Source organism: Fibrobacter sp. UWT3 (assembly GCF_900230125.1).
Lineage (GTDB): Bacteria > Fibrobacterota > Fibrobacteria > Fibrobacterales > Fibrobacteraceae > Fibrobacter.
The window spans coordinates 304,174-326,811 of record NZ_OCSS01000003.1 but is presented as its reverse complement, the minus strand read 5'-3'; the positions used below and the strand labels follow the sequence as shown (position 1 = coordinate 326,811).

Genomic DNA, 22,638 nt, shown 5'->3' with positions numbered 1-22,638 from the left:
TAAATAATTCTGTTGAAGTACAGGGCACCGTAAGGTGCCCACGCAAATAATCCGCAGGACCATAATCTAGTGACAAGAATGTCGCGGATTATTAAGTGTCGGGAGGGTCTTAGGGAGGGCTGATGCCCTCCCTTGTCTTTTTTTCTATATTTGCCGCCCAATATGGTCGATGCAATATTGAACAGGTTCTACAGGCCGTCAAAATTCAAGAAGAACGGCGACGTGAAGGATGTGCTCGTCGTGGCGCTCCCGATGCTTCTGTCAATGTCTTTCGATACCATCATGACGTTTATCGACCGCCTGTTTCTTTCGAAGCTCGGCCCCGCCGAGATGAATGCCGCGCTCGGTGCTGGCGCTGTACAGCTTGCTCTCACGACGTTCTTTACCGGCGCCATCAGCTACACGACCGCGATGGTGGCGCAGCGACTGGGGGCAAGGCGGCATGGGGATTGCGCAAAGGTCTTTATGCAGGCGCTGTATGTTTCGCTTGTGAGCGTGCCGATTTTGTACCTGACGATTCCCTTGGGCCATTTCGTTTTCGGTCTCGAAAATTTGCCTACGGACCAGCTGGAATACCAGAAGACATATTTCAACATCCTGATGTTCGGCGGGGTCATAAACCTGGTAAGGAACGCGGCTCCCTGCTTCTTTAGCGGCATCGGCGAGACCAAGATTGTGATGAAGGCTGCCTTCGTGGGCATGATCGTGAACGTTGCCTGCAACTTTGTGCTGATATACGGCCTAGGGCCAATCCCCGCGCTGGGTGTCGCGGGTGCCGCGTACGGGACGCTCATCGGGAACCTGGTATCGACTGTCATCTTGTTCGTGAAGTTCTTCGGGCGCGATTGTGACGCTCGGTTCGGTTCCCGCAAGTCGTTTGCGTTTAGTGCACCGCTTACCCGCGAGTTGTTGAAGAAGGGAATCCCCTCGGGCGTCGAGATGTTCCTGAACATGGCCGCCTTCCAGATGCTTATCCTCATGTTCCATGCCCTCGGGTCCGAGGCGGCGACGGCATCTTCGGTGATGTTCAACTGGGACATGGTGGCGTACGTGCCCCTGATGGGATTGGAAATTGCGTCTACTAGCCTTGTGGGGCGTTACGTGGGGGCAAGGGATGGCGCTGCCGCAAGCCGCTCCACTTATTCGGGGCTTAAGCTTGGGTGGGGCTACTCGCTTATCATGGGGATTTTCTTCGTGTTCTTGCCGGGCGTATTGACGGATATCTTCAAGCCCGATGTGGCCGAGGCGACTGCGGAAGCGATTGCGGTTTTCGATGCGGCGCGGCCCATGAGCATATTCATGCTGCGGATTGCGACTGTCTACATATTCGTGGAAGTGCTGCTTGTGGTGTATGCGGGGGCGTTGCGCGGCGCGGGCGATACGGTGTGGGTGATGTTCACTTGCGCCATAATGAACTGGTGTGTTGCGGGTGCATTGTACGTTGTCGCATACGTGTTCCACCTGCCGGCGCATTACGCATGGATTGCCGTCGTTGCCGTGTACGGGACTGCACCGATAATTTTCTGGATGCGGTGGAAAAGCGGCAAGTGGCGCAGGCACGTGCTGGAAAAGGGCAACTAGCCATCCAGTTCTTTTTCGATAATTTCCATGTTCTCCTCGGAGTATTCCAGCTGCCGGGAGAGAATCTTGATAGCGTTGATTTTTACGCGCTGTGCGGTCTGTTTTTCGTGCGCGGCGCTGTTTAATTCTGCGATGCCGTTTATTTCTGATGCTTTGTTTGTTTCGGATGCCGGGATGTCCGCAAGTTCGCGGGTAAAGAACCGAACTGCGTTCCAGAAGAACAGGGCGAAGTTGCGCTTGCCATCTTCGCGCCCCTCAAAGAGGCATTTGGCGTAGTGACGGTACACGAGGTAGGCGAGGAGGCGTGCACTTTCTGTTTCCGAGAAGTAGCCCTCGTCCTGGAGCCCTGCGGCGTTTTCAACACCCACAATATTTTTAACACCCGAGGCTGTTTTAGACTGCGCGGCATCTTGAATTGCGCCCGCTGCATCTACGCGCGCCTTGATGCGGGCGAGCGCTTCGTCCCATGCAGGGCCAAAACTTTCCGTCTTGGCGAGCAATTCATATAGTCCGCGGGCATCGTTCAGCGGGGCGGATGGCTTGTCGCCCGTGTACCCGAAGGCGTCGTATAGCCGGTTGCCAAAAGGCTTGTCGAAATCGGCAAGAGTCCTGAAAATGTATTCCCGCTCGTACAGCACCTCGTTGCATATCTCGCTGTCATCTTCGCTCAGTTCGTCTTCGGGCTCGTCGCATTCCTCGTTCACGAATGCAAGCGGGCCGTTACCCGCAAGCAGCAGGCGCGTTGCCTCTTCGCAGCAGAGGCCGAGCCCCCGCTCCATAACGTTGCCGTAGACCTCCACGAATCGCGGGTGCTCGCGACAGATGTCGCACAACGCGCCCTCTCCCAGGTTCGTGTAGATTTCACAGAGGTTCACGCCGGTAAGGAACGGGCAGCGGTCGTGGGGGAGCAGCTTGAAATGCCCGTCCTCGATGTTCGCACGCAACTTCTCGCCAAACGTCCCTGCTACTTTGTTGTAAACCTCCTGCGAGTTCCTGTCCACATCGATTTCCCAGCCGACGCAGCATGTGTCGGTACACTGCGAGGCGATGCACTTGAAAGTGTCGTAGAAATCAGGCTTCCGCAGAATCATCTTGAGAGTTCCTGGCGAAGAGGGTAAAAAAATAGCGGGGCTCGGGGCCTCGCTATGGATTGTTGCGTTAGGCGTTCTTTACGCACCGGATGGAAACTGCGTCGGACCGGTATACTCCCTCGATGTCGATGGAGTTGTTCGTGATGCTCAGGCGGAAGGCGTTCGCCTTGCCGTATTCGTCCTTGCTCCAGAAGCGTGCTCGCCTGCCGAAGTGGTGGTACGTGCCGTTGTTGAAGCGGTAGCCTGCCGGCAGGGCGAAGAACCCGAAGGTATCCTTGCCCGGTTTTTGCCAAGAGCATGCGCTGCGGAACTCGCTGCCGTCCGATTTGGGGTCGATATTGGCAAGGAGTTGTTCCCATTCCTGGTTGCTCGGGATGTGCCAACCTTCCGGTGCGATTCCCTGGAAGTCCTTGTCCTTGATTTTGCTGTGCAGTTCGCTGTCGTTGCCCGTAGATTCCTCGGTGTATTTCGCCGGAATATCGAGCGCGGTTGTCCATGTGTAGAGGCGGCCGAACTGCTTCACGTTGGATTCCTCGTCGTTCGGGGCGAATGTTCCCTCGGTCTTGAAACGCAGGTTCTCTGCCATCCAGGTCTGGCCGCCAATCTTTATGGTGCGGTAGGTCTCGCCATCGCGGGCATCGGTGAAGGTGCCGTACTTGAACGCCTTCGTGTTTTTCTCGACGCACTTTTCGTACGGAATCTTGTTCTGGGCCTCGGGGGCTTCCTGTTTTGCGGCCCTGCTGACCCTGATGCCTAGACGGTAAGCCGAGATAGCGACAATGACTATGGCGAGGACTACAAAAACGACAAACGATGTATTCATATGGACTCCTGGTGCAAGTTGTATGTAAATATAACCTTTTTTTATTGCATGTTGATCATCGGGATGACTTTATCGTTCCCGTTTACCTGCGGGAGCTTGCCGTCCCATTTCTCAATCCACTTGAGCATCAGGTATTCCTTGCCGTTCTGCTTCTTGAGGGCTTCCATCTGGAGCGCGATGACGGCGGAGTCCGCCTTGGCCTTCGCGACGCGCTGCTCGTTCTGGTAGTCCATCTTGATCTTGATGTTCTTTTCCTTGAGGGCTTCCTGCTCCTGTACCTGCTTGGCCTCGATGGCCTCGTTGAATGCGCGACTGAACTGGAATTCGGTGATGGTGAAGCCGTCGATCACGATATGTGCGCCCGCGGAATCGAGTTTTGCCTTGAGTGCCGATTCCATGCGGCTGCGGATTTCTTCGCGCTTCTGGAGCATTTCTTCGGGAACGTACTGCGGCGTGATGCCCGTGATGGTTTCCTTGATCTTGGGCTGGAGCACGGTAGATACGTAGCGTGTGCCGTACTTGGAGTAAATCTTGTCGACGTTCAGCGGGTCAACGTGGTAGTTCACGTTCGTGCCTACGTAGACGGTTTGCAGGTCCTTCGAACCGGATTCAATTTTGACGGTTTCGAGCTGCGTGCTGACCGGGATGCGGACGACTTCCTTGGTAATAACGTTGTAGAAGTTGAGGCCGGGCTCGAACGTCTCGCTGTACTTGCCGAACTGGAGAACGACGCCGCGTTCCGTTTCGTCAATCTGTGCGCAGCCGAAAAAGACGAGGGCTGTTGCCATAGTGAGGAAAATCTTTTTCATTATCAAAATCCTTTTGAGTGTAACTCTTTTGAATTTCTCTGCATAATATAATTCTTTGTGCAAAAATGTGGGTGGATTTTTTTGAAATCGGGGTGAATGCGGGCTTGAAATCGGCGGATTGCCGAAAATGCACGCTGGAATCGCGCTGGATACGCACTAAATGCTCGCAAAGATGCGGTTTTTGTCTGTATTTTGTTAACTTATTTGTAGTAAAAAGCCGCGAATCTTACTTGAATTCGTCGACGTTTATCCCGTAGGCGCGCACGTTGTCAATCCAGATTTCCGAGCCATTGTAGGCGAAAATCGTGAAGTGCGTTATCTTGTCGCGGGCCGCTTCCCATCCGTGGTAATCGCGCTGGACATAGTCGAAATCCTTGGGCTTGAGCGTGATGCGTTCCCAACTGCTGCTCAACTTGCCCTTGTGCGATGCCTTGTAGTTCAGGCTGTCGATAAGGTTCTCGAGAATAATCTCGTAGTCGCCATCCCCACGGAGCCATACGACCAGCGAATCCATGCGGCCCCAGTCGTGCGTGTGTTGTGCAACGCGGGTCCCGAACACGATGTAGTCTGGATAGTCGGCAGTGTACTCGATATGTGCTACCGTTCCCGGACGCCCCTTGGTATCGGCCTGCAAGAAACTTGCGGGGGTGAGGGTCTTGACCGTCACCGAGTCAGAAAGCGTGTCGACCGTATGCAACTGCACGTACCAGTCGTACTTCTTGAGCGGGGAGGGCAGGTCGTTTACGATAGCCTTGCTGTCGAAGTTGAAAAATTCCACGGAATTGAGGGCGTACTTGAGCGAGTCGCTAACGGATTTCCAGACATCCACCTGTTCCTGAGGCTTGGCATACGGGTCGCCCCATTCCAGAGTCCATGTGGCAGATGTATCCTTCTGGGTTTCGAGCCGCACGAAAATAGCCGCGCTCTGGCGAGTGGAATCCCAGAAGTCAACCTGCATCGGCACTTCGTTGCCGTCCTTGTCTAGCAGGTGCACGTCGCTCCCGTCGCCCTTCGCGCTTGCAAAGTCGAAATTGCTGGAATCGAGCCTGAGGGTCATCACGGAGGGTATGCTCACCGGCTTCATCCAGCTGGAAATGATTCCGCTTGCCTTCACGGACATGGACTGCTTGTTGATTGTTTCGCCCGGGGCGAGGATATGCCCCAGGTCGAGGGTGTCCTTCGCCGGAACCTCGACGGAGGTTTCCGCAATCGTGTCTTGCGTCTGCACGTTCCAGGAGACAATCGAGAGCTTGCCCGTGGGGAGGCCTTCAATGAGGAAGTTCCCGAGCGTGTCGGTCTTGACGACCCTGCCGACACCCGGCACATGCACCCAGGCGTGCGGAGCATTTTCAGGAACGGAAACGGCTCCCATTACGGCGCCCCTTGCGGTAAGTTTCGCACTCTTGACGGCGAATTCCTTGTTTTCCTTGCTCAGCGTGTACTGGAACGCAATGGCGGAATCGCCTTTTTCAATCTCTATGGTGAACGAGCCTTCGAGGTGGTCCTTGATAAGGATGCTCCCGGCGGAGTCTGTTTCGCCCATGTAGGTATAGGCGCTGTCGGGGACGGGGGTCCCGGCCGTATCGGCGACAAAACTGTTGGGGAGAACCCTGTATGCAGCCCTGGCGGCATCGTTCAGGCGAATAGTAACCGTACCGTCACCGCGTGCGATGGCGTTTTCCGTTTCGGTGGTGCTGCCGGCGGTACCGGAATTGGTGCACGCACAGAACAACGCGAACGGAGCAAGTACAAGTGTTTTATACAAGGCGTTCATGGTTACTATTTCTTCTTGTTGAATGCGACCGGGAATAATGCAAGGTTCATCTGCAGGACGCGTGTCGGCTTACCGCACTTGTCTACCCGTACCTGCACTTCCTTCCGGAATTCCTGGATCATATTCTTGATATCTTCAAATCCCTTTTGGTCAACTGCCATTGTAAGTGTAGAAATATCTCTGTCCGCAGGGGGTATCGCGTTCAAGGAACGGGCGCCGATTTGCATCACATTTGCCTGGAATTTCCGGATGGCCTGGGCGCGTTCCTCGCCCGAAATGTTGATATGGGCGTCGGCAAGCTTCACGAGCCCGTTTCCGAGCGGCTGGATGAAACCCAGTTCGTTTAGGAGGTCTATGCTTTCCTGTACGCTCTCGACGCCGATGTTGGGCTCGAGAGTCTCGGCGATTTCCTGGGCGTTGATTCTGCCCTGGTTTACTTCGATAAGGGCGCGAATGACGGGGGTCCACCAGTCGCTGAGGTACTTCTGTTCCTTCTCTTGCAGGTAGTGCTTCTTCACGTCGCGCAGCAGGCTTGCCTTCGCGAGGATTTCTTCGCGGGTCTTTTCGGACTTGGTGCGGGTGGCGGCGAGCAGCAGGTCAAAGTACTGCGCGGCGCGGCCCGTGAGGCCGAGGAGCTTCTTGATGGCGGGGACGCAACGGACGGGCAGGTTCCGCTTCTTTTCCACGACGCAGAACACATGGCTTGCGTTCAAGCCAATGGCAAGCCCGAGCACGCTATAGGAGTACTTGCTGTTACTCTTCTTCTTTTCGAGGTAGAAGTCCCGAATGGCGTCGCGGTAGTCTGTATAATCGTATATAGTTGGCATTGTTCTTGCCCCGTATTTGTAAAAAAATATATAATTTGATATGAGCGGATTCCCAGTTATGAAGAATTATATCGTTACCTTTTTGTCAATACTTGTTGCGGCTTTTGCGGTAAAGGTCTTTTTGGTCAAAAAGGGCGAAAAAGAGGCTTTCGACAGGCACGAGGCGCTTGTGACGGAGGTCACAGGATGTCTGGAAATGGCGGACTGGAACTGTGCCGAAAAGGGCGTTCGCGCCCTGCTTGCCGAGACTCCGGATGACAGGAACCTGCAGCTGCACCTGGCGGGCATCCTTTACGAGCAGGAGCGTTACGAGGATTGCCGTGCGTATGTGGAAAGCCTCGGGTACACAAGCGAAGATCTCAAGTTCTTGCACGAAAAGTCAGGGGCGCTCCTGAAGGAAATGGCCGAACTCGGAATTGAACGATCCATGCATTTTCGCGTGGAGTTCGAGGGGAATCTCTCGAAGATCGACGTGATGGAGGCTCTCGCGGTGCTCGAGGTCGCCTACGATTCGCTTTGCCACCTGTTTGACTTTAGGCCCGAAAACAAGATGCACCTGGTGCTGTACAGGTCGAGCGAGTATCAGGGAATGGGCCCGCGACCCGAGTGGGTGGGGGCGATATTCGACGGGAAACTCCGCATTCCCGTGGGAATGATGCAGTACCGCGAGCTCTACAGGCCGGTACTTTTCCACGAACTCACGCACGCCTTTATTCGGGCGATGACGCGCAGCCACGTGCCTTTCTGGGTAAACGAGGGCATTGCGCAGGTAGTCGATGCCTCGCGAACCGCGCTCCCGAGGCCGGAAGGGGCGGCGCCGACACTCGATGCGCTGACGGCGCCCTTCGTGAAGGAAAGCCGGAGCGACAATGCGGAACGGCTGTACTGGTATTCGCAGCGCATGGTGGAACGCCTGCTTGCACGCAATGCGAGTTTCGTGTATTTCAGGGACTTTATCCAGAGCATGCACAAGATGGGCGACGAAGAGGCTCTCCAGAAGTTTTACGGGGTAACGGCTGCGCAGTTGCTCGACGAGGTAAGGTGATGGCGAAAAAACGTATTGTGGTACTTGCCACGGGCGGCACGATTGCCGGCGTGGGCGAGGCGGGCAAGGATTCGGGCTACGTGTCGGGCCAGATTTCGGGCGAGGCGCTGGTGGCCTCGGTTCCGGAACTTGCGGAATATGCCGACGTGGTTGCCGAGCAGGTCTGTAACGTGAATTCCGACGATATTACAGACAAAATATGGATTGCGCTTTCCCGGCGCATTGCTGAACTGCAGGAAGATGACACCGTAGACGGGATTGTCGTTACCCACGGGACAGACACGATGGACGAGACCGCGTACTTCGTGAGCCTTACTGTGAGGTGCGAGAAGGCGGTAATCTTTACGGGCTCGATGAAGCCCGCGACGGCGAAGAACCCGGACGGGCCCTCGAACCTGCTCGGGGCGGTGCGCGTGGCGGTGGGTTTCGCCGTCGATGACGACAAGCCCGCGAACAAGGTGTGGGTCTATTTTGCGGGGGAACTCTTCGATGCGCGTGGCGTGCAGAAGTGCAGCGCGAGCGCGCTGAACGCCATGGGGGTGGATGCTCCGGGATTTGGCGCAGTCCTGAACGCCCCTGCCGAAAGGAACTTCTTTGACATCTCTTGTCAGGAATGCCTCCCGCAGGTGAATATCGTGTACTTTAACGTAGATGCGAACCCGAAGGTGCTCAAGTATGCCGCATGCGTTTCCGACGGGCTCGTGGTTGCGGGTGCGGGCTCGGGCGAGTTCAGCCTCTCCTGGGCAGAAGCCCTCAGGGAGATTGATATTCCTGTCGTGATTGCGAGCCGCACGCATCATGGGGTAGTGACGCTCAACGAACGTCTTGCTCCCGGATGCATCTGCGCAGGGACGCTCCCGCCGCAGAAGGCGGCGGTGCTCTTGCGGCTGGCCCTCACGGTGACGCACAAGAATGCGGTCATCCAGAAGTTCTTTGTTTGAGAAATTTCTTTGTCATCCCCGCGAAGGCGGGCGGACAGCACTTAACAACTTGTTGTTTAGTGCGCGTGGCCACCAAGGTGGGGATCTCCTTGCCAATCCCGCGACTTCTTCTTGACGGTTCATGCGACTTTTTTATAGATTGCAGAGCGTGAAAACCCTTCTTGAAATATCCCTGATTTTTGTTGCCGCATGGCTTGTTTCCTGTGCAGGCCTGCGCGATGATGCCCGCGGGGGCTCTGCGGGCGGGGATTCCGGCATGCGCGACGCTCCGTGCGAGGAATGCGGGGCCCGCGGCGAAATTGAACTCAAGATAAGCGATGAGAAATCTTACCGGGAATGGAACCGCGAGGCGTATTCCCGCTTGGATTCCTCTGCGGTGGTGGGCGTGCTCCCGACGCTCAGGGTGAAGGCGCTTCAACCCGAAAAGTGCCGCATGTGCCATAGCTTCAGCGCGGATGCCCTCGATTTTGACCTCGCGCGCGTCGAGGATTCCCTGTTCATGAAGGCTTTCCCGAAAATGCGCCGTGAACTGCTTTTGCCCGGCATGCGACTCCCCGAAGCGGATTCCCTTTACATAGATACGCTGTCGGTCAAGTTCCTGAAGAGCGAGTTTGTCGAGGGGAAGGCGCTTTCGAATTTGGAACCGTGGGTTTCCCGTGACGGGGTGGAACAGACGCTGACCCGCGAACTGCCCGCCGCATTCAAGAACTTGCTGAACGATGTCGCCGCCCGGTACGAACTGCGCTACATCACGATGCCCGTACGTCTCGATGTGGAAATGCTCCCTGACCTGGGCAAGAGCGGCGGATTCACCTGGAAGATTCTCTGGTGCATGTGGGATGCCCGCTATGGTGAACTTGTATTCCTCGTGTATTCTGAATTTACCGCCGAAACGACAAGCCGTGTCGCTCCCGAAAAGGAATGGGCGTCCCCGTTTGCTTCGCGCCTTTGGAAAATGTTCAGCACCGACGTGAACAAACTGGAAAACCACTAATCTAGTTACTGGTTCCTAGTCATTGGCTATTAGATTAAGATATGGCGCCTTCGGCGCGATTATAAGAAACGATTGACCATTGACTAATGACTAATTACTAATTTTAGAAATATGAATACTCCCTTCTACGTCTTTATGAAACTCCTGCCGAAGAACGCCGCGAGCCGTGCCTTCGGTATTGTCACGCGCCTCCGCATTCCCTTTGTGTCGAAGGCCCTGCGCAACGTTTTTGCCAACTACTACAAGCTGGATATGTCCGAAGCCGAGTATCCACTGAGCCATTACCGCAACCTCGGTGAACTTTTTATCCGCAGGCTCAAGCCCGGTGCGCGCCCGATTGCCGATAGCGAGATTGTCTCTCCGGTCGATGGCGTGCTATCGCAGACAGGAGTGTTCGACGAGAACCAGAAACTGATCCAGGCGAAGGGCAAGTACTACACGCTCAAGGACCTGCTCCGTGACGATGCAATGGCGAAACGTTTCGAGGGCGGTGCCTTCGCGACGATCTACCTCGCTCCGTTCAACTACCACCGCATCCATAGCCCCGTGAAGGGTGAACTCGTGGATGCCGCCTACTGCCCGGGCACGCTCTGGCCGGTGAATGTGGGGAGTGTCGAACGCGTGGAAGGGCTCTTCTGCATTAACGAGCGTCTTACGAGCCGTATCCGCCTTGAGGACGGTTCCGAGATTCTCGTGGTGAAGGTGGGGGCCACGAACGTGGGCCGCATCGGTGTCGTTTATAGCGATGAACTGCTTGTGAATGCGGGCAGGCTTCCCAGGGATTGCAAGCGCTTTGACTGGGTCCCGAGCACGAAGGTTACCTTCGAGAAGGGCGGTGAACTGGGCCGTTTCGAGATGGGCAGTACCGTGATTCTCGTTGTCGACAAGAAGATCCATGAACGTCACCCGGAACTGTTTACTTCGCGGCTTGGCCAGGCGGTCAAGGTGGGCGAGGCCCTTTAGCGATATTGCGGTGGGGTAGATGGTTTCGGTAAAGCGATTCATGCAGGATGAACCTGCGTTGGTCGATGCGATCCGCAAGTTTATCTGCGGTTTTTCGCACTTGCCTGACCCGGTTGTCGCTGTAGCCTCGCGCGCCCAAAGCAAGACGGCGCAAGTCGCCTGGGTGCTATTCGGGACGGCGATTTACCAGGACAGGGACATTCCCGAAATCATGAGGCTGCTTTCCGCCTTCTACGAAGCCTTCCCGGAAGAAAAACTCTGGACTCTCCCGGTACCTGCGGCGGGTGCGATAAACGATGTGGTCGAACACACGTTCGAAAGCAGGGACTGGAGCATGTTCGAGCATGTCGCGGGAATCTTCTGGAGCGTGGGCCTGTTTGTGCGGCACCATCCGGACCTGGTTGCCTGGGCGCGCGAACGCTCTCCCGAAGAAATGTGGCGCGACCTCGGTGAAATTTACTTCATGGGGAAGGCGGCCGTCCGCCCGAAGGCCTGTGCCGCGATTTACCGCATCGTGTCGGCAGAACCGCTCGGGCTTGGCGTGCAGTGTCGCATGCCGGAAGGCAGCGCGAGGAAGGCCTTGCATGGGCTCCCCCCGCTTCCCTTGACGATGGGTGCCCGCCGGTTCCTTGCCATGTTCAGCCCCGCCCGCGAAGAAGGGTTTGCCGACCTCGCTCCTGCACAGAAACAGAAGCTCATGGATGTGTACGGCAAGGCGCTTTGCCCCGAGGTCCCGTACACGGTGGCACATTCCCTGCAGTTTTTCCTGGAGGCGGGGGCAGATGATTTTGTCTGTCGCGAGCGCACCAAGCGCTGTGCCAAGTGCCCGCTCTATGAATATTGCGATTATGCCACCCGACGTTCAAGGTAATCAATGCTAAATTTTAGGAGTATGCCGGAACGTTTTTGCCATATTGCGGGGGTTGCCCGCATAGCCGCCACGCTCGCCTTGAGTGCGGTAACGTTCGGGCTGCTCGGGTGCGAAAAGGAACCCGAACCGCCTGTGGACCATACGGCAATTCTCTACAAGGGCGTGCGCCCGATTGAGGTCCGCGAGAACGAAACTCCGGCGGGCGAACATATCGCGGCACTGCAGAAGCGTATTGATATGCGCTACCCCATGATGGTGGGCGATACGCTCGACGTGACGATTCTCGAATTCAAGAGTGACGTGTACGCGATGGACTACTACATCAACAGCGGGCGCTTCCAGGGTATAACCCCGATTCTCCGCGGGGAGCATCTTGAACAAAGTATCCGTTCCGATGCCCGCATATTCATCTTCACGCACGACAGTTTCCGCAGGTACGAACGCATAGACCTGGAAAACTACGTGCGCGGTTTCCCGGGCTATCACGGGGGGTTCCCGCAAGAATTCCTGAGTTTGCCATTCGAGCACCGCGATGCGAACCGCACGTCTATCCAAACGCAGAATTTTCTCGGGCTCAAGTCGTTTTTCCCCGTGCTGGTGCAAAGTTACCGCGATGCGAACCTGCAGTGGAGCGTGGCCCGCAGTTGGGAGCAGGTGGAAGACGATGTCTACCGCCAGTGGGCAGCCCAGTTGAAGCCGGTTACGCCGCAGGGAATCGCACGGGATGTCGAGGTCTCGTACTTTAACGTGGGTGAGGGCGTAAACGGGATGGCGACGCACCTGCCGGGCGGTCGAGTGGTGGTTGTTTGGGGGTACCTCAGCTGGTTCGACCTGGAACGCCGCTTTTTTACCGCAAGCGACCGCGTTTACGAGGCCCGCTATTGATTAGACGAAAGAACGCCGCTGCGCGGCTATAGACTAAAGACGAAAGAAACGAAAAATGGTGTTTTTTTCAATAAAATCTATCGTCTTTCGTCTTTCGTCTATCGTCTTTAAACTATATTAAAATCATGGCTATCGAAAAACTTGCAGAAACTCTTTTGGAAAAGCTCCGTTTCATCACGCAGGCGGAGACTGTTATCGGAAAACCTATCCAGGCCGGTGAATCTACGGTCGTGCCTGTGAGCCGCGTGTCTGTCGGCTTCGGCTTTGGCGGCCACCAGTCCAAGGGTGACACCTCCGCTTCCGGTGGTGGCGCCTCGGTCGAACCGGTAGCGTTCCTCGTCATCAAGGGCGACGACGTGCGCATCATGCCCATCAGCAAGGATAGCTCGCTAGTGTCGAAGGTCATGGACATCGTCCCCGACGTGGTGAACAAGTTCAGCAAGAAGACTGACGCAGAATAGCGCTTTGTCATGCCCGCCCTATCGGCTTGCTCAGAACAAGCTCTGTCGGGCGTCTTTTATATAAAAAAGCCTCGGCGCATGGCCGAGGCTTAAATCTTATTTGATCTTTCGACTCCGCTTTTGCGGCTTTTGTCACTTCAGTTCCTTCAGCGCAGCCTCATTCTTAGCAATGATATCCTGCTGCGTTGCGAGCTTGGTGCGCTCGGCGTTCACCACGGCTTCGGGAGCTCCGCTGACGAACTTCTGGTTAGAAAGCTTTTTCTCAATCGAAGCGGCGAATGCCTTGGCCTTTTCAATCTCTTTTTCCAGGCGAGCGATTTCTGCAGCCGGGTCGAGGATGCCTTCCAGTGGGATGTAGAGTTCGCCACCGGGAACCACGGCGCTGGCGCTGAACTTCGGCTTGGCGGCCTTCACGGCAACGCTCAAGTCGGCAAGTCCCGAAAGTTCGGTGATGATTGCCATGCAGTCCTTCACGCTTGCTTCCGTTGCGGCGTCATCGACGCTCACCACGGCGTTCAGCTTGGTAGCGGGGCTCACGTTGTAGCGACCACGCACGCCACGCACGCTTTCCACCACGGCAAATGCCTGGTCGAATGCTGCTTCGATCGACCCGTCGATGAGCGATTCGTCGGCCTTGGGCCATGCGCGGCTGATGACCATTTCACTGCCCTGGAACAGGATGCTGTTGAGCTCTTCGGTAATGAACGGCATCACCGGGTGGAGCAAGTCAAGCACGTTCTTCAGCACGTAGCTGAGGATGGCCATGGCGTTCTTCTTTTCGGCGGTGAGCGTTTCGCTGTTGATCACGGCCTTCTTGATTTCAAGATAGCTGGAGCAGACGTCGTCCCACACGAAGCGGTACAGGAACCCGGCGAGCTCTCTTTATTTGGGCGTTCCCCGCACTACCCGTGCAGGTCGGGCTATATTTTAGCGGTAATCGTCATCGCTCCGCTCGCCGCTCACCTGCTAAAACGGCGCCACAGCGCCGCCCCAAGGGGTCACTATCCCTAACGCAAAAGTTACTTCTTAAACAAGTCCGAATGAGTTCCCATGCGGACCATTTCCAGGATTAGTTCGTTTTCTTGAATGCGGTAGATGACTACATAACGCTCAAAAACGGCGTGTCAACATTTCTCAAGGTAACAATCACCTTGAAATCGCCCGTTTGTATGGCTTTAAGGGGGCTTTTTGAAACTTTGCTTGCTAGAAAGAGATTCCTTTTTATGTAATCTAAGTGTATATTTACAGTAAGATTTAACTAAGGAGTTATTATGAGAAGGAATATCTTTTCAACTATTTTTGGTATATCTTCATTTTTGATTGCTGCCTGTTCTTCTGATTCCGGCAGCGGAGCCGATTCAATAAATTCGCTCAATCCAACAAATCCATCAACATCCACATGTTCTTTGGCGAATGCTTATTTGCCTGAATATTCATTAATTTCTTACACAGATGCCTTTGGTGGAGGTTGTCAGGCAAATGCAACAATGTCTGTTGAACAGGCAACCGAATATTCAAATTTACTTGTTGCAAATGGCTTTGAACAAGCAACAGTGTCGGTAGATTTATATAATTATAAAAAAAATGTCAACATAGACTCTACTGTATTAGTGACTTTATCATATTCACAAGGTTCTTTGATTGCTTCCGTGCAAGAAACTGGATTTGTAGTTTTTTTAATAGTGGGTTCATGAACAACCATATTCATTACCGGTTAAGTTAAAATATATCCTTTTTTCTTGTTAAGTGGTATACCCTTGTGGTCTAGGCAGCCTGTTTTGACAGCCTATATTCCACCGGTGTCATGTAACCGAGCGAACTATGGAGCCGTTTCCGGTTGTAGAACAGCTCGATGTACCTGAAAACGGCCTCCCGCACGTCTTCGATGTCCTTGAAGTCTCGCCTGTAGGCCATCTCCTTCTTGAAGCTTGCGAAGAAGCTTTCCATGCAGGCGTTGTCGTAGGGGCAGCCCGGGGCGCTCATCGAGGGCGTTATCCCATTCTCCGAGAGCATCGTGCGGTAGCCCATGCTGCTGTACTGCACGCCACGGTCGGAATGGAAGATTAGTCCGTCGTGATGGCCGCGTTGCATGATGGCATTGGACAACGCGCGCTTGACAAGTTCCGTGTCGATGTTCTTGCTCACGGCATAACCCACCGCCTCCTTGTTGCATAGGTCAAGTACCACGGCAAGGTACACCCAGCCAAGCGTAGTCTTGACGTAGGTGATGTCGCCGGCCCAGACGGCGTTCAGACTGTCGGGATCGAACTTCCGCTGCACCAGGTTCTCGCTGTACATGGAGTCACATTTGCCCTTGCGGTAGGGTTTCCATTTCTTGAGCGTGACCGGATAGAGACCGTTCTCGCGCATGATGCGGCGCAGTTTCCACACCTTTACCTCGTCACCCTTGTCATGGAGTGCCGCCTGCATCTTCGGGCAACCGTACACGCGGTGGTTTTCTTCGAAGGTGTCGCGGACCTTCTGGACAAGCCGTTCTTCGCGGGCCTTCTTCTCGGCACGTTTTTCCTGCTGGCGCGACCACTGGTAGTAGGAACACTGCGGTATTCCTAGGGCTCTGCACATCTTCCTGACTGAGTATTTCTTGCGGTTCACGTGTATCGCCTCGCATTTCAGTCGTGTGGTCGCATAAAGATGTGCAGGGATTTTTTTAGGATCTCTACCGTCTCCTTCTCGTCCGCAAGCTCCTTTTCACGCTTCTTCAGGAGTTTTTCCAGTTCCCTGTTCTTGGCGGCGAGTTCCTCGACGGACACCTTGCGGATTCGCCGTTCCTCGCGGTAGCTCGGCAGGTTGTGTTCCTTGCGGTACTCGTTTACCCACCGACCGACTGTATTGGGCCCGATTCCGAGTTCCTTGGCTATTTGGTTTGCTGACTTTTCGCCTTTCAGGACCAGCTTGATGACCTGTTCCCTTGTCTCGGAGCTATAGTTGATTTTTGCCATTGTTTTACCTTTTGGGGGTTGCGCAATGAATATAGTAGCTTATGCTACCCTCTTATTAAACTCCTGCATGGTCCAAACGGCTCGTGAGTACATGTATGAAGACCGCTCTGTTGTTGTGGAAAATTTCATATATCCTGATTTATGTATTGATAGTTGGAAACCGGAAAAAAGTGGAAATACATTCGTTTATTGCAGTTGTAATGAAATCGATCCATCGAGAATAACCGATTTTGGATGGAAATCTTACGAAGATCGTGACTTCCCAAAGCGTTATTACTATTATCAATACAACGAGAATTATTATTCGTTATATAGAACAGTAGATGCACTTTGTTATGTTAAACGACTCAGCAGTCTTTATGATGTCCCCCCTGAAGTGCGAGAATCATTCTAATTAATGGTAAATAGATTAAAAAAAAGGTTATATATGTCCAAATCCATCCTCTTCTGGCCAGATGTTTATAAAGAACAAGGGCATTGGCTCCCAACATTAAAATGGGCGCATATTCTGCAGCCAATCCTGCCACATTCGATTGACTCTGATTGAATTAAAAAGAGGTGCCCGCGTGGGGCACCTCTTTAAAATGGATTGCCACAGCTCCTTGCGGAGCCTCGCAATGACGTGAGTTAGCGCAGTTCCTTCAACGCCGCCTCGTTTTTCGCAATGATGTCTTGCTGCGTTGCAAGCTTTGTCCTTTCAGCATTTACCACCGCTTCCGGAGCTCCGTTGACAAATTTTTCATTTGACAACTTACGCTCAATAGAAGCCGCGAAAGCTTTTGCCTTTTCAATTTCTTTTTCAAGGCGGGTAATCTCCGCAGTTGGATCGAGAATGCCTTCAAGAGGAATGAAAAGTTCTCCGTTGGGTATCACCGCCGAAGCACTGAATTTAGGCTTGGGTGCTTTTACAGCGACATCGAATTTTTCCAGACCACTCAATTCTGTAATGATAGCCTTGCTGTCGTTGTATGCTGTAACCACATCATATTCTTTACCGTCAAACGCAGGGGCTTCATCGATAGAAATAATAGCCGACAATTTGGTTGACGGACTTACATTGTAGCGTCCCCTGACACCACGAACGGCTTCGACAACAGCAAAGGCTCTGTCGAATGATTTTTCGATGTCCAAGTTGATAAGGCTTTTGTCGGCCTTGGGCCAAGGACGACTAATAACCATCTCATCTTCAGGGAACAGAATACTGTTGAGTTCTTCGGTGATGAACGGCATTACTGGGTGCAATAAATCTATGACGTTCTTAAGTACATGACTTAAAATAGTCATAGCATTCTTTTTTTCATCTGTAAGCTGTTCAGAATTAATGACGGATTTTTTTATTTCCAGATAATTAGAACATACATCGTCCCAAACGAAGCGATAAAGGAAACCTGCTAGTTCTGCGAAGTGGTATTCTTCGAGCATGCGGGTGGCGTCCTTGATGGTCGTGTTTAGACGACTGAGGATCCAATAATCTTCAATTTTCAACAAATTAGCGTCATACCACGGGGACTTGGGATTGACTTTGATCTTGGCCTGTTCGAGCTGCGGGTAAAGGAAGCGGCAGGCGTTCCACAGCTTGTTGCTGAAGTTACGGCCGATTTCGAACTTTTCGCTGGTGTTGATTTCGCGGCCATCCGGCTGCTTTTCCTTCTTCACCGGCAGGCGCACGTCCTGGTTGTCGGTGCAGAGGCTTGCCATCACAAAACGCAGAGCGTCGGTACCGTACTTCTCTTCGATATCCATCGGGTCCACGCCGTTGCCCTTGGACTTGCTCATGGTCTGGCCATTGCCGTCCAAAATCTTCGGGTGGATGTACACCGTGTGGAACGGGACCGTGCCCATATTCTCTTGGCTAAAGAGCACCATGCGGGCGACCCACAGCGTAATGATGTCGCGGCTTGTCACGAGCACGCTGGTGGGGTAGTAGCGCTTGAGCGTGTCGGTGTTTTCCGGCCAGCCCATGGTAGAATGCGGCCACAAGCCACTGGAGAACCACGTGTCGAGCACGTCTTCTTCCTGCTTGAGTTCGTGACCCGGAACGGCGTCTTCCTTGAGGTCTTCTTCCTGGCTGCACACGAGGTAGCCGCCGTTTTCGGCCTTGTAAAAGTAGATGTCGTCGCGGCCGGCAAATGCGGCCTTCAATTCGTCTTCGCTAGCGTCCGTGTGCCAGATAGGAATGCGGTGGCCCCACCAGAGCTGACGGCTGATGCACCAGTCGCGCTTTTCGGCGAGCCAGTCCAGATACTTGTTGGCGTAGCGTTCCGGGATAATCTTGATTTCGCCCGACTTCACAGCGTTCATCGCGTTTTCGGCGAGCATGTCCATCTTCACGAACCACTGGTCGCTGAGGTACGGCTCGATCACTGTCTTGGAACGGTCGGAGTGGCCCACGTCCATTTCGTGGTCTTCCACCTTGATGAGGAGTCCGAGTTCTTCGAGACCTGCCACCACGGCGTCGCGTGCGGCCTGGCCCTTGAGACCCTGGAACTTGCCGGCGTTCTCGTTCAGGCTGCCGTCATCGTTCATGATGTTGATCATCGGGAGCTTGTGACGCAGGCCCGTCGCATAGTCGTTCGGGTCGTGTGCGGGCGTCACCTTCACGGAACCCGTACCGAAGTCCTTGTCCACCAAGATGGCGTCGGCAATCACCGGGATTTCGCGGTCAACGAACGGCACCTTCAGCATCTTGCCGATGAACTGCGCGTAGCGTTCGTCGTTCGGGTGCACGGCGAGGGCCGTATCGCCCATGATGGTTTCCGGACGGGTCGTCGAAACGGGGATAAATCCCGAACCGTCGGCCAGGGGGTACTTGAACGTCCAGAAGTGGCCCTTCACGGTCTCGTAGTAGATTTCGTCGTCGGCGACGGCGGTCTGGAGCTTGGTATCCCAGTTCACCAGGCGCTTGCCGCGGTAGATGAGGCCCTTCTTGAACAGGTTGAAGAAGGCGTGACGCACGGCCTTGGCGCAGACCGGGTCGAGCGTGAAGCGCTGGCGGCTCCAGTCGCAGCTGACGCCGAGGCTCTTGAGCTGGCGGGTGATGCGGGCTTCGTATTCGTCCTTCCATTTCCAGATGCGTTCCACCAGGGCGTCGCGGCCAATGTCGTGGCGGGTCTTGTGTTCGTCCTGGAAAAGGCGCTTTTCGACGACTGCCTGCGTGGCGATACCGGCGTGGTCCGTACCCGGAATCCACAGCGTGTCGCGGCCCGTCTTACGGCGGTAGCGTACCAAAATGTCCTGGAGCGTATCGTTGAGCGCGTGTCCCAGATGGAGCGCGCCGGTAACGTTCGGGGGCGGAATCACGACCGAGAACGGTTCGCCCTTTCCGCTGGGTGCAAAACTGTTATTCTCAGCCCAGGTCTTATGCCATCGGGCTTCCACATCTTTAGAATTGTAACGAGTTTCCATAGTGGGCACAAATTTAGAAAAAGGCGAGTGCCGCGGCAAAAGTGTGCAAGGCGAGAAAGCGCAAAAAACTTGTTTTTGCATTTTCGAGCCGTAGCCACGGACGTCGCAGACGTCAAAGCAATTCATTGCTTTGACATGGCCGAGCCGTACTAAATGCGCCCCAAAGGGGCGCCAAGATAGAAAAAGTGGTTAGTGATGCGGTAAAAGATATCCGACTCTTTTTTTGTGCAAAGAACTAGCGCTTTGTAACGGGGTAATACGCCCCGTGTGCGGCTTTGCTCGGGACGTTGCGGCCCTTCAAGTCGGTTTTGGCGCGGGCTTTGCCGAGGCTGCTTGTGGCTTTGCCTTTATCGGGTCTTAAACTGCGCGCGCCCGCAATGCCGGTGGTTCCGTTTTCGTCTAGTAGGCCTGCGATGACTTCGGCGCTGGCGCTGAGGTTTGCCTTGTAGGGAATGGTCGCGTCTTTCAAAAGCTTGTCGCCGGTGATGGTGGGCTCGGGCGTTTCGCTATCGCCGATTGTGAGGCCCGCGACGGTGAAGGTCGCTTCTTCACCGGGGAGGATGCCCTTGAGCGATTTCTCGCTGCGAACGCCGTTCACGGTCACGTAGGCGTTGTGGTACAGCGGTGCAATGCCGATGTTTTTTACGCGGACGGCGGCAGAAATCTTGTTGACCGCATAGCCCGTGATTTCGAACTTGTAGCCCGCATAGGAACTGGCCTCGTACACGCGCTCCTTGGTGGCGTAACTGCCTTCGGGTGCATCGTTGCCGATTACATACGTCATGTGGTACTTGGCGGCGGCATCTTCCCAGGTGACGCCGTAGAGACCGGCGGGGTTCAGGAATTCGTGCTGGTCTTTTTCGGTGTAGTAACTGACTTCGCCGCCTCCGGGAGCCGTTTTCCAGCGGTCCGTACCCAGGTCGCGCCAGTTACGCTCGTTGTCGCCGTTGCCCTGCGAAATGTCGTGTTCCTTGTGCATGAACGAGTCGTCGAATAACCCGAAATTGAGCCCGAGCAAGGTCTTGTTGCCTGCGACGGGCGTGTAGTTGTTGTCTGCCGCATCGATGGAGATGCTCCACGGGGTCTCTTTGAACAAACTATCAAGATGCGTCAGGAATTCGGCTTGGTAATCCTTGGTGGCGAAGTTGACTCCGAAATTGAGCTTGGTGCCGTAGATATGGTATTCGCCCCAGTGCCCGAAACCCGCCTGCACGAATGCGATACGCGGGTCGTTGTCGTATTTCGCGGCAAAGTCGGTGTAGAACTGCTTGTAGAACCACAGGAGTTCCTTGTTGCTCCAGTCGGCATAATAGGTGGGGCCGTCGCCGCCCGGGTCTTCGGAATACGTCTCGGTGTATGACTTGTTCGCCTTGATGTAGTTGGGGACTGCGGTGGCGCCCTTCACCTTCTCGGTGCAGCCCGATGCGTTCGTGATGGTCGCGCTCGGGTACTCGATGCGGAAACGCACGATGGCCTGGTGCCCGCGGCTCGCGATATCGTCGAGCATCTTTTCGAAACTGCTCCAGTCGTAGTCAATCTTGTCGTCGGTCTTGCCCTTCACCACGGCGCAGGGGAGGCAGTACGAGAATTCGAGCGAAATGGATTTTTGCAAATCCTTCTGGTCTTTTGCCTGGTCGGGCCAGAACACGATGCCTTTCATGGGCTCGAGAGTCTCGATTTCTTTGTTGAGGGCGACGGAACGGTCCGCCGCGAATGACATTGCGGCAAGCAATCCTGTTGCCAATGCCGCAGTTGTGATAACGGGGGCGGCGCCCGCGAGATATTTTTTCACCATATAATCCACACACCTTTCGGGAAAAGACCCGATGTTATTAATCTAATACAGAATTTGCGTAAAGTCAAGTAAAAAAACGGGTCTTTTACGGTTCGAAAACACGGATAAACTTCGGCTTGCCCTTCACGCTCTTCCCGAGGGCGTCCACCTGCTTGCCTGTAACGCCCTGCGCCCGGGGCTGTGAGCTAGTGCGGACCTTGCGGGCGTATGGAATTGCGTCGGTTGAACCGTCGCGCAAAACTACCGCGATGCTGTCGAGAATCGGGTTCCCGGTGCCTTCGATGTAGTCGTGCGAGACTTCCCACACCATGATGCCCGCGTAGCCGTTATCCTTGACCCAGCGGCTCTTGACGGCAGAGGAATGCGGGTCTTCGAAGGTCACGTATCCGGTACTTGAAACACCGTAAGGTGACACGGAGACGCTGTCAAAGAAGAATTCCCATTCGGTGTTCGCGACAATATCCTTGTACGGGACTTGCTTGGCGGTTCCCTTGGTAAAATCGGTGCCGGGGCCTGTCGCTCCCTTGAATTCAAACCCGAACGAGGGAATACCGAATACCATCTTTTCGGTGGGGACTCCACGTTTTTTCCAGTAGTCGCGGGTCTGTTCCCACGACCAGGTGGTGTAACCATCGTGCGGGTAGAGCGGCGAATCGAACATGGCTTTTTCGTCCCAGTCGCCGGTGATGTCGTAGGTCATGAACCCGAACCAGTCCAGGTTTTTCACGAGGACTTCGGGCGTGAAGTATTTCCCGTAATATTGTGAGCAGGGGAGTGCTGCCGAGAGGGTCTTGCCTTGGGGCAGTGCTGCGCGGAGTTCCGTGAGCAGCTTGTTGTAGGCGATGGTGTCGGCGTCGGGCACGGGATTGTATTCCCATTCCCAGTCCATGTCGAGGCCGTCCAGGTTGTGGTCGGCAACGAACTTCACGAGGTTCGCGATAAACTTTTGACGGAGCGCGTCGTCCGATGCGACGGGCACGAAGTTTTCACTCTGTCCGCCACCGCCGAGCGAGACGATGACCTTTGTCCCTGCGGCATGCCCGAGTGTAACCATCTCGTCGAGGGCGCTCGGGTCGTCTGCGGCATCGCCACGCAAACTTCCGTCGGTATCCGGAGTGATAAAGCTCCACAGCACGTGAGTCAGCTTTTCGTACGGCACCTTGTCTACGGTGTAGGCGGGCTTGTGCCACTTTCCCCAGTCGGGGTAATAGCCGATGAACAGCGGTTCTGCGTTTGCCACGCATGCGCCCGCGATTGTCAAAAAGAGGAGAGTTGCTACTTTCATGGCTTTAATATATCCTTTTTTGGGGCGAATAGTCCCGTGAGGCGTAAAAAGGGGTGAAATGTTCCGTTTTTGCGGCCGGCGAAAGGCTTGTAAACCGCGTTTTTTCTTGAAAAACGACATTTTTGCGG

The 22,638-nt window shown here is 54.6% G+C and carries 21 protein-coding genes; 10 read left to right on the top strand and 11 right to left on the bottom strand.

Going from position 1 to position 22,638, the window contains the following annotated elements:
• Positions 1–162: 162 nt before the first annotated feature.
• Positions 163–1,581: an MATE family efflux transporter gene (locus CRO08_RS12905; RefSeq protein ID WP_097036529.1), complete on the top strand. Its 1,419-nt coding sequence runs from the start codon at positions 163–165 to the stop codon at positions 1,579–1,581.
• Here CRO08_RS12905 and fliB read toward each other — a convergent pair.
• From fliB to CRO08_RS12880, 5 genes are all read right to left on the bottom strand, one after another.
• Complete coding sequence (fliB, locus tag CRO08_RS12900) at positions 1,578–2,672, bottom strand: flagellin lysine-N-methylase (protein WP_097036528.1); 1,095 nt, start codon at positions 2,670–2,672, stop codon at positions 1,578–1,580. The two genes, CRO08_RS12905 and fliB, sit on opposite strands and share 4 nt — an antisense overlap.
• 67 nt (positions 2,673–2,739) lie before the next feature.
• A complete protein-coding gene (locus tag CRO08_RS12895) occupies positions 2,740–3,495 on the bottom strand; it encodes a fibrobacter succinogenes major paralogous domain-containing protein (RefSeq protein WP_097036527.1) in 756 nt (251 codons plus the stop codon).
• A gap of 41 nt (positions 3,496–3,536) precedes the next feature.
• Entirely contained in the window at positions 3,537–4,304 is a 768-nt protein-coding gene (locus CRO08_RS12890) for a prohibitin family protein (protein WP_097036526.1), read from the bottom strand.
• A 226-nt stretch (positions 4,305–4,530) separates the two neighbouring features.
• Positions 4,531–6,078, bottom strand: a complete 1,548-nt coding sequence (locus CRO08_RS12885; RefSeq protein WP_097036525.1) for a DUF2341 domain-containing protein — start codon at positions 6,076–6,078, stop codon at positions 4,531–4,533.
• A 5-nt stretch (positions 6,079–6,083) separates the two neighbouring features.
• Positions 6,084–6,905, bottom strand: coding sequence for a TIGR02147 family protein (locus tag CRO08_RS12880; protein ID WP_097036524.1), 822 nt, complete (start codon positions 6,903–6,905; stop codon positions 6,084–6,086).
• Between the two features lie 82 nt (positions 6,906–6,987).
• Here CRO08_RS12880 and CRO08_RS12875 point away from each other — a divergent pair, with 82 nt between their 5' ends.
• The 7 genes from CRO08_RS12875 to CRO08_RS12845 all read left to right on the top strand — a co-directional run bounded on the left by CRO08_RS12875 (position 6,988) and on the right by CRO08_RS12845 (position 13,065).
• Entirely contained in the window at positions 6,988–7,950 is a 963-nt protein-coding gene (locus CRO08_RS12875) for a hypothetical protein (protein ID WP_141398370.1), read from the top strand.
• Positions 7,950–8,891, top strand: a complete 942-nt coding sequence (locus tag CRO08_RS12870; RefSeq protein WP_097036522.1) for an asparaginase — start codon at positions 7,950–7,952, stop codon at positions 8,889–8,891. The genes CRO08_RS12875 and CRO08_RS12870 overlap by 1 nt, the downstream gene beginning before the upstream one ends.
• A 148-nt stretch (positions 8,892–9,039) precedes the next feature.
• Complete coding sequence (locus CRO08_RS12865; RefSeq protein WP_255252376.1) at positions 9,040–9,885, top strand: hypothetical protein; 846 nt, start codon at positions 9,040–9,042, stop codon at positions 9,883–9,885.
• A 111-nt stretch (positions 9,886–9,996) separates the two neighbouring features.
• The gene (asd, locus tag CRO08_RS12860; RefSeq protein ID WP_097036520.1) at positions 9,997–10,848 is read left to right on the top strand and encodes an archaetidylserine decarboxylase; all 852 of its coding nucleotides are present in this window, start codon (positions 9,997–9,999) and stop codon (positions 10,846–10,848) included.
• 19 nt (positions 10,849–10,867) lie between these two features.
• Positions 10,868–11,719, top strand: a complete 852-nt coding sequence (locus tag CRO08_RS12855) for a hypothetical protein (protein ID WP_097036519.1) — start codon at positions 10,868–10,870, stop codon at positions 11,717–11,719.
• A 21-nt stretch (positions 11,720–11,740) separates the two neighbouring features.
• Positions 11,741–12,604 (top strand): hypothetical protein, encoded by an 864-nt coding sequence (locus CRO08_RS12850; protein ID WP_254794705.1) that lies wholly within the window; start codon positions 11,741–11,743, stop codon positions 12,602–12,604.
• 125 nt (positions 12,605–12,729) lie between these two features.
• Positions 12,730–13,065: a GerW family sporulation protein gene (locus CRO08_RS12845; protein WP_072808079.1), complete on the top strand. Its 336-nt coding sequence runs from the start codon at positions 12,730–12,732 to the stop codon at positions 13,063–13,065.
• 132 nt (positions 13,066–13,197) lie between these two features.
• Here the strand turns inward: CRO08_RS12845 and CRO08_RS12840 are convergent, their stop codons facing one another.
• Positions 13,198–13,917, bottom strand: a complete 720-nt coding sequence (locus CRO08_RS12840) for a class I tRNA ligase family protein (RefSeq protein ID WP_255252375.1) — start codon at positions 13,915–13,917, stop codon at positions 13,198–13,200.
• Between the two features lie 419 nt (positions 13,918–14,336).
• On the opposite strand from CRO08_RS12840, the gene CRO08_RS16785 reads away from it, so the two are divergent.
• Positions 14,337–14,759: a hypothetical protein gene (locus tag CRO08_RS16785; protein ID WP_141398369.1), complete on the top strand. Its 423-nt coding sequence runs from the start codon at positions 14,337–14,339 to the stop codon at positions 14,757–14,759.
• A 70-nt stretch (positions 14,760–14,829) separates the two neighbouring features.
• On the opposite strand, the gene CRO08_RS12835 is transcribed toward CRO08_RS16785, so the two are convergent.
• Complete coding sequence (locus CRO08_RS12835; RefSeq protein WP_176495013.1) at positions 14,830–15,678, bottom strand: IS3 family transposase; 849 nt, start codon at positions 15,676–15,678, stop codon at positions 14,830–14,832.
• A gap of 17 nt (positions 15,679–15,695) precedes the next feature.
• Positions 15,696–16,025 carry a transposase gene (locus tag CRO08_RS12830; RefSeq protein WP_097034692.1) on the bottom strand — a complete coding sequence of 110 codons (330 nt, stop codon included), beginning with the start codon at positions 16,023–16,025 and terminating at the stop codon, positions 15,696–15,698.
• Positions 16,026–16,050: 25 nt separating this feature from the next.
• Here CRO08_RS12830 and CRO08_RS16780 point away from each other — a divergent pair, with 25 nt between their 5' ends.
• Positions 16,051–16,419 (top strand): hypothetical protein, encoded by a 369-nt coding sequence (locus CRO08_RS16780; protein WP_141398368.1) that lies wholly within the window; start codon positions 16,051–16,053, stop codon positions 16,417–16,419.
• A 233-nt stretch (positions 16,420–16,652) separates the two neighbouring features.
• On the opposite strand, the gene CRO08_RS12825 is transcribed toward CRO08_RS16780, so the two are convergent.
• The 3 genes from CRO08_RS12825 to CRO08_RS12815 all read right to left on the bottom strand — a co-directional run bounded on the left by CRO08_RS12825 (position 16,653) and on the right by CRO08_RS12815 (position 22,510).
• Positions 16,653–19,430 carry a valine--tRNA ligase gene (locus tag CRO08_RS12825; RefSeq protein ID WP_097036517.1) on the bottom strand — a complete coding sequence of 926 codons (2,778 nt, stop codon included), beginning with the start codon at positions 19,428–19,430 and terminating at the stop codon, positions 16,653–16,655.
• A gap of 235 nt (positions 19,431–19,665) precedes the next feature.
• Entirely contained in the window at positions 19,666–21,225 is a 1,560-nt protein-coding gene (locus CRO08_RS12820; RefSeq protein WP_097036516.1) for a DUF4832 domain-containing protein, read from the bottom strand.
• Between the two features lie 85 nt (positions 21,226–21,310).
• Positions 21,311–22,510: a glycoside hydrolase family 18 protein gene (locus tag CRO08_RS12815; protein ID WP_255252374.1), complete on the bottom strand. Its 1,200-nt coding sequence runs from the start codon at positions 22,508–22,510 to the stop codon at positions 21,311–21,313.
• Between the last annotated feature and the right edge of the window lie 128 nt (positions 22,511–22,638).

Bases quoted from the DNA above. Each gene is read 5' to 3' on its own strand.
- CRO08_RS12905 (WP_097036529.1), top strand. From the start codon at position 163: ATGGTCGATGCAATATTGAACAGGTTCTACAGGCCGTCAAAATTCAAG.
- fliB (WP_097036528.1), bottom strand. From the start codon at position 2,672: ATGATTCTGCGGAAGCCTGATTTCTACGACACTTTCAAGTGCATCGCC.
- CRO08_RS12895 (WP_097036527.1), bottom strand. From the start codon at position 3,495: ATGAATACATCGTTTGTCGTTTTTGTAGTCCTCGCCATAGTCATTGTC.
- CRO08_RS12890 (WP_097036526.1), bottom strand. From the start codon at position 4,304: ATGAAAAAGATTTTCCTCACTATGGCAACAGCCCTCGTCTTTTTCGGC.
- CRO08_RS12885 (WP_097036525.1), bottom strand. From the start codon at position 6,078: ATGAACGCCTTGTATAAAACACTTGTACTTGCTCCGTTCGCGTTGTTC.
- CRO08_RS12880 (WP_097036524.1), bottom strand. From the start codon at position 6,905: ATGCCAACTATATACGATTATACAGACTACCGCGACGCCATTCGGGAC.
- CRO08_RS12870 (WP_097036522.1), top strand. From the start codon at position 7,950: ATGGCGAAAAAACGTATTGTGGTACTTGCCACGGGCGGCACGATTGCC.
- asd (WP_097036520.1), top strand. From the start codon at position 9,997: ATGAATACTCCCTTCTACGTCTTTATGAAACTCCTGCCGAAGAACGCC.
- CRO08_RS12855 (WP_097036519.1), top strand. From the start codon at position 10,868: ATGGTTTCGGTAAAGCGATTCATGCAGGATGAACCTGCGTTGGTCGAT.
- CRO08_RS12850 (WP_254794705.1), top strand. From the start codon at position 11,741: ATGCCGGAACGTTTTTGCCATATTGCGGGGGTTGCCCGCATAGCCGCC.
- CRO08_RS12845 (WP_072808079.1), top strand. From the start codon at position 12,730: ATGGCTATCGAAAAACTTGCAGAAACTCTTTTGGAAAAGCTCCGTTTC.
- CRO08_RS16785 (WP_141398369.1), top strand. From the start codon at position 14,337: ATGAGAAGGAATATCTTTTCAACTATTTTTGGTATATCTTCATTTTTG.
- CRO08_RS12830 (WP_097034692.1), bottom strand. From the start codon at position 16,025: ATGGCAAAAATCAACTATAGCTCCGAGACAAGGGAACAGGTCATCAAG.
- CRO08_RS16780 (WP_141398368.1), top strand. From the start codon at position 16,051: ATGAATATAGTAGCTTATGCTACCCTCTTATTAAACTCCTGCATGGTC.
- CRO08_RS12825 (WP_097036517.1), bottom strand. From the start codon at position 19,430: ATGGAAACTCGTTACAATTCTAAAGATGTGGAAGCCCGATGGCATAAG.
- CRO08_RS12820 (WP_097036516.1), bottom strand. From the start codon at position 21,225: ATGGTGAAAAAATATCTCGCGGGCGCCGCCCCCGTTATCACAACTGCG.
- CRO08_RS12815 (WP_255252374.1), bottom strand. From the start codon at position 22,510: ATGAAAGTAGCAACTCTCCTCTTTTTGACAATCGCGGGCGCATGCGTG.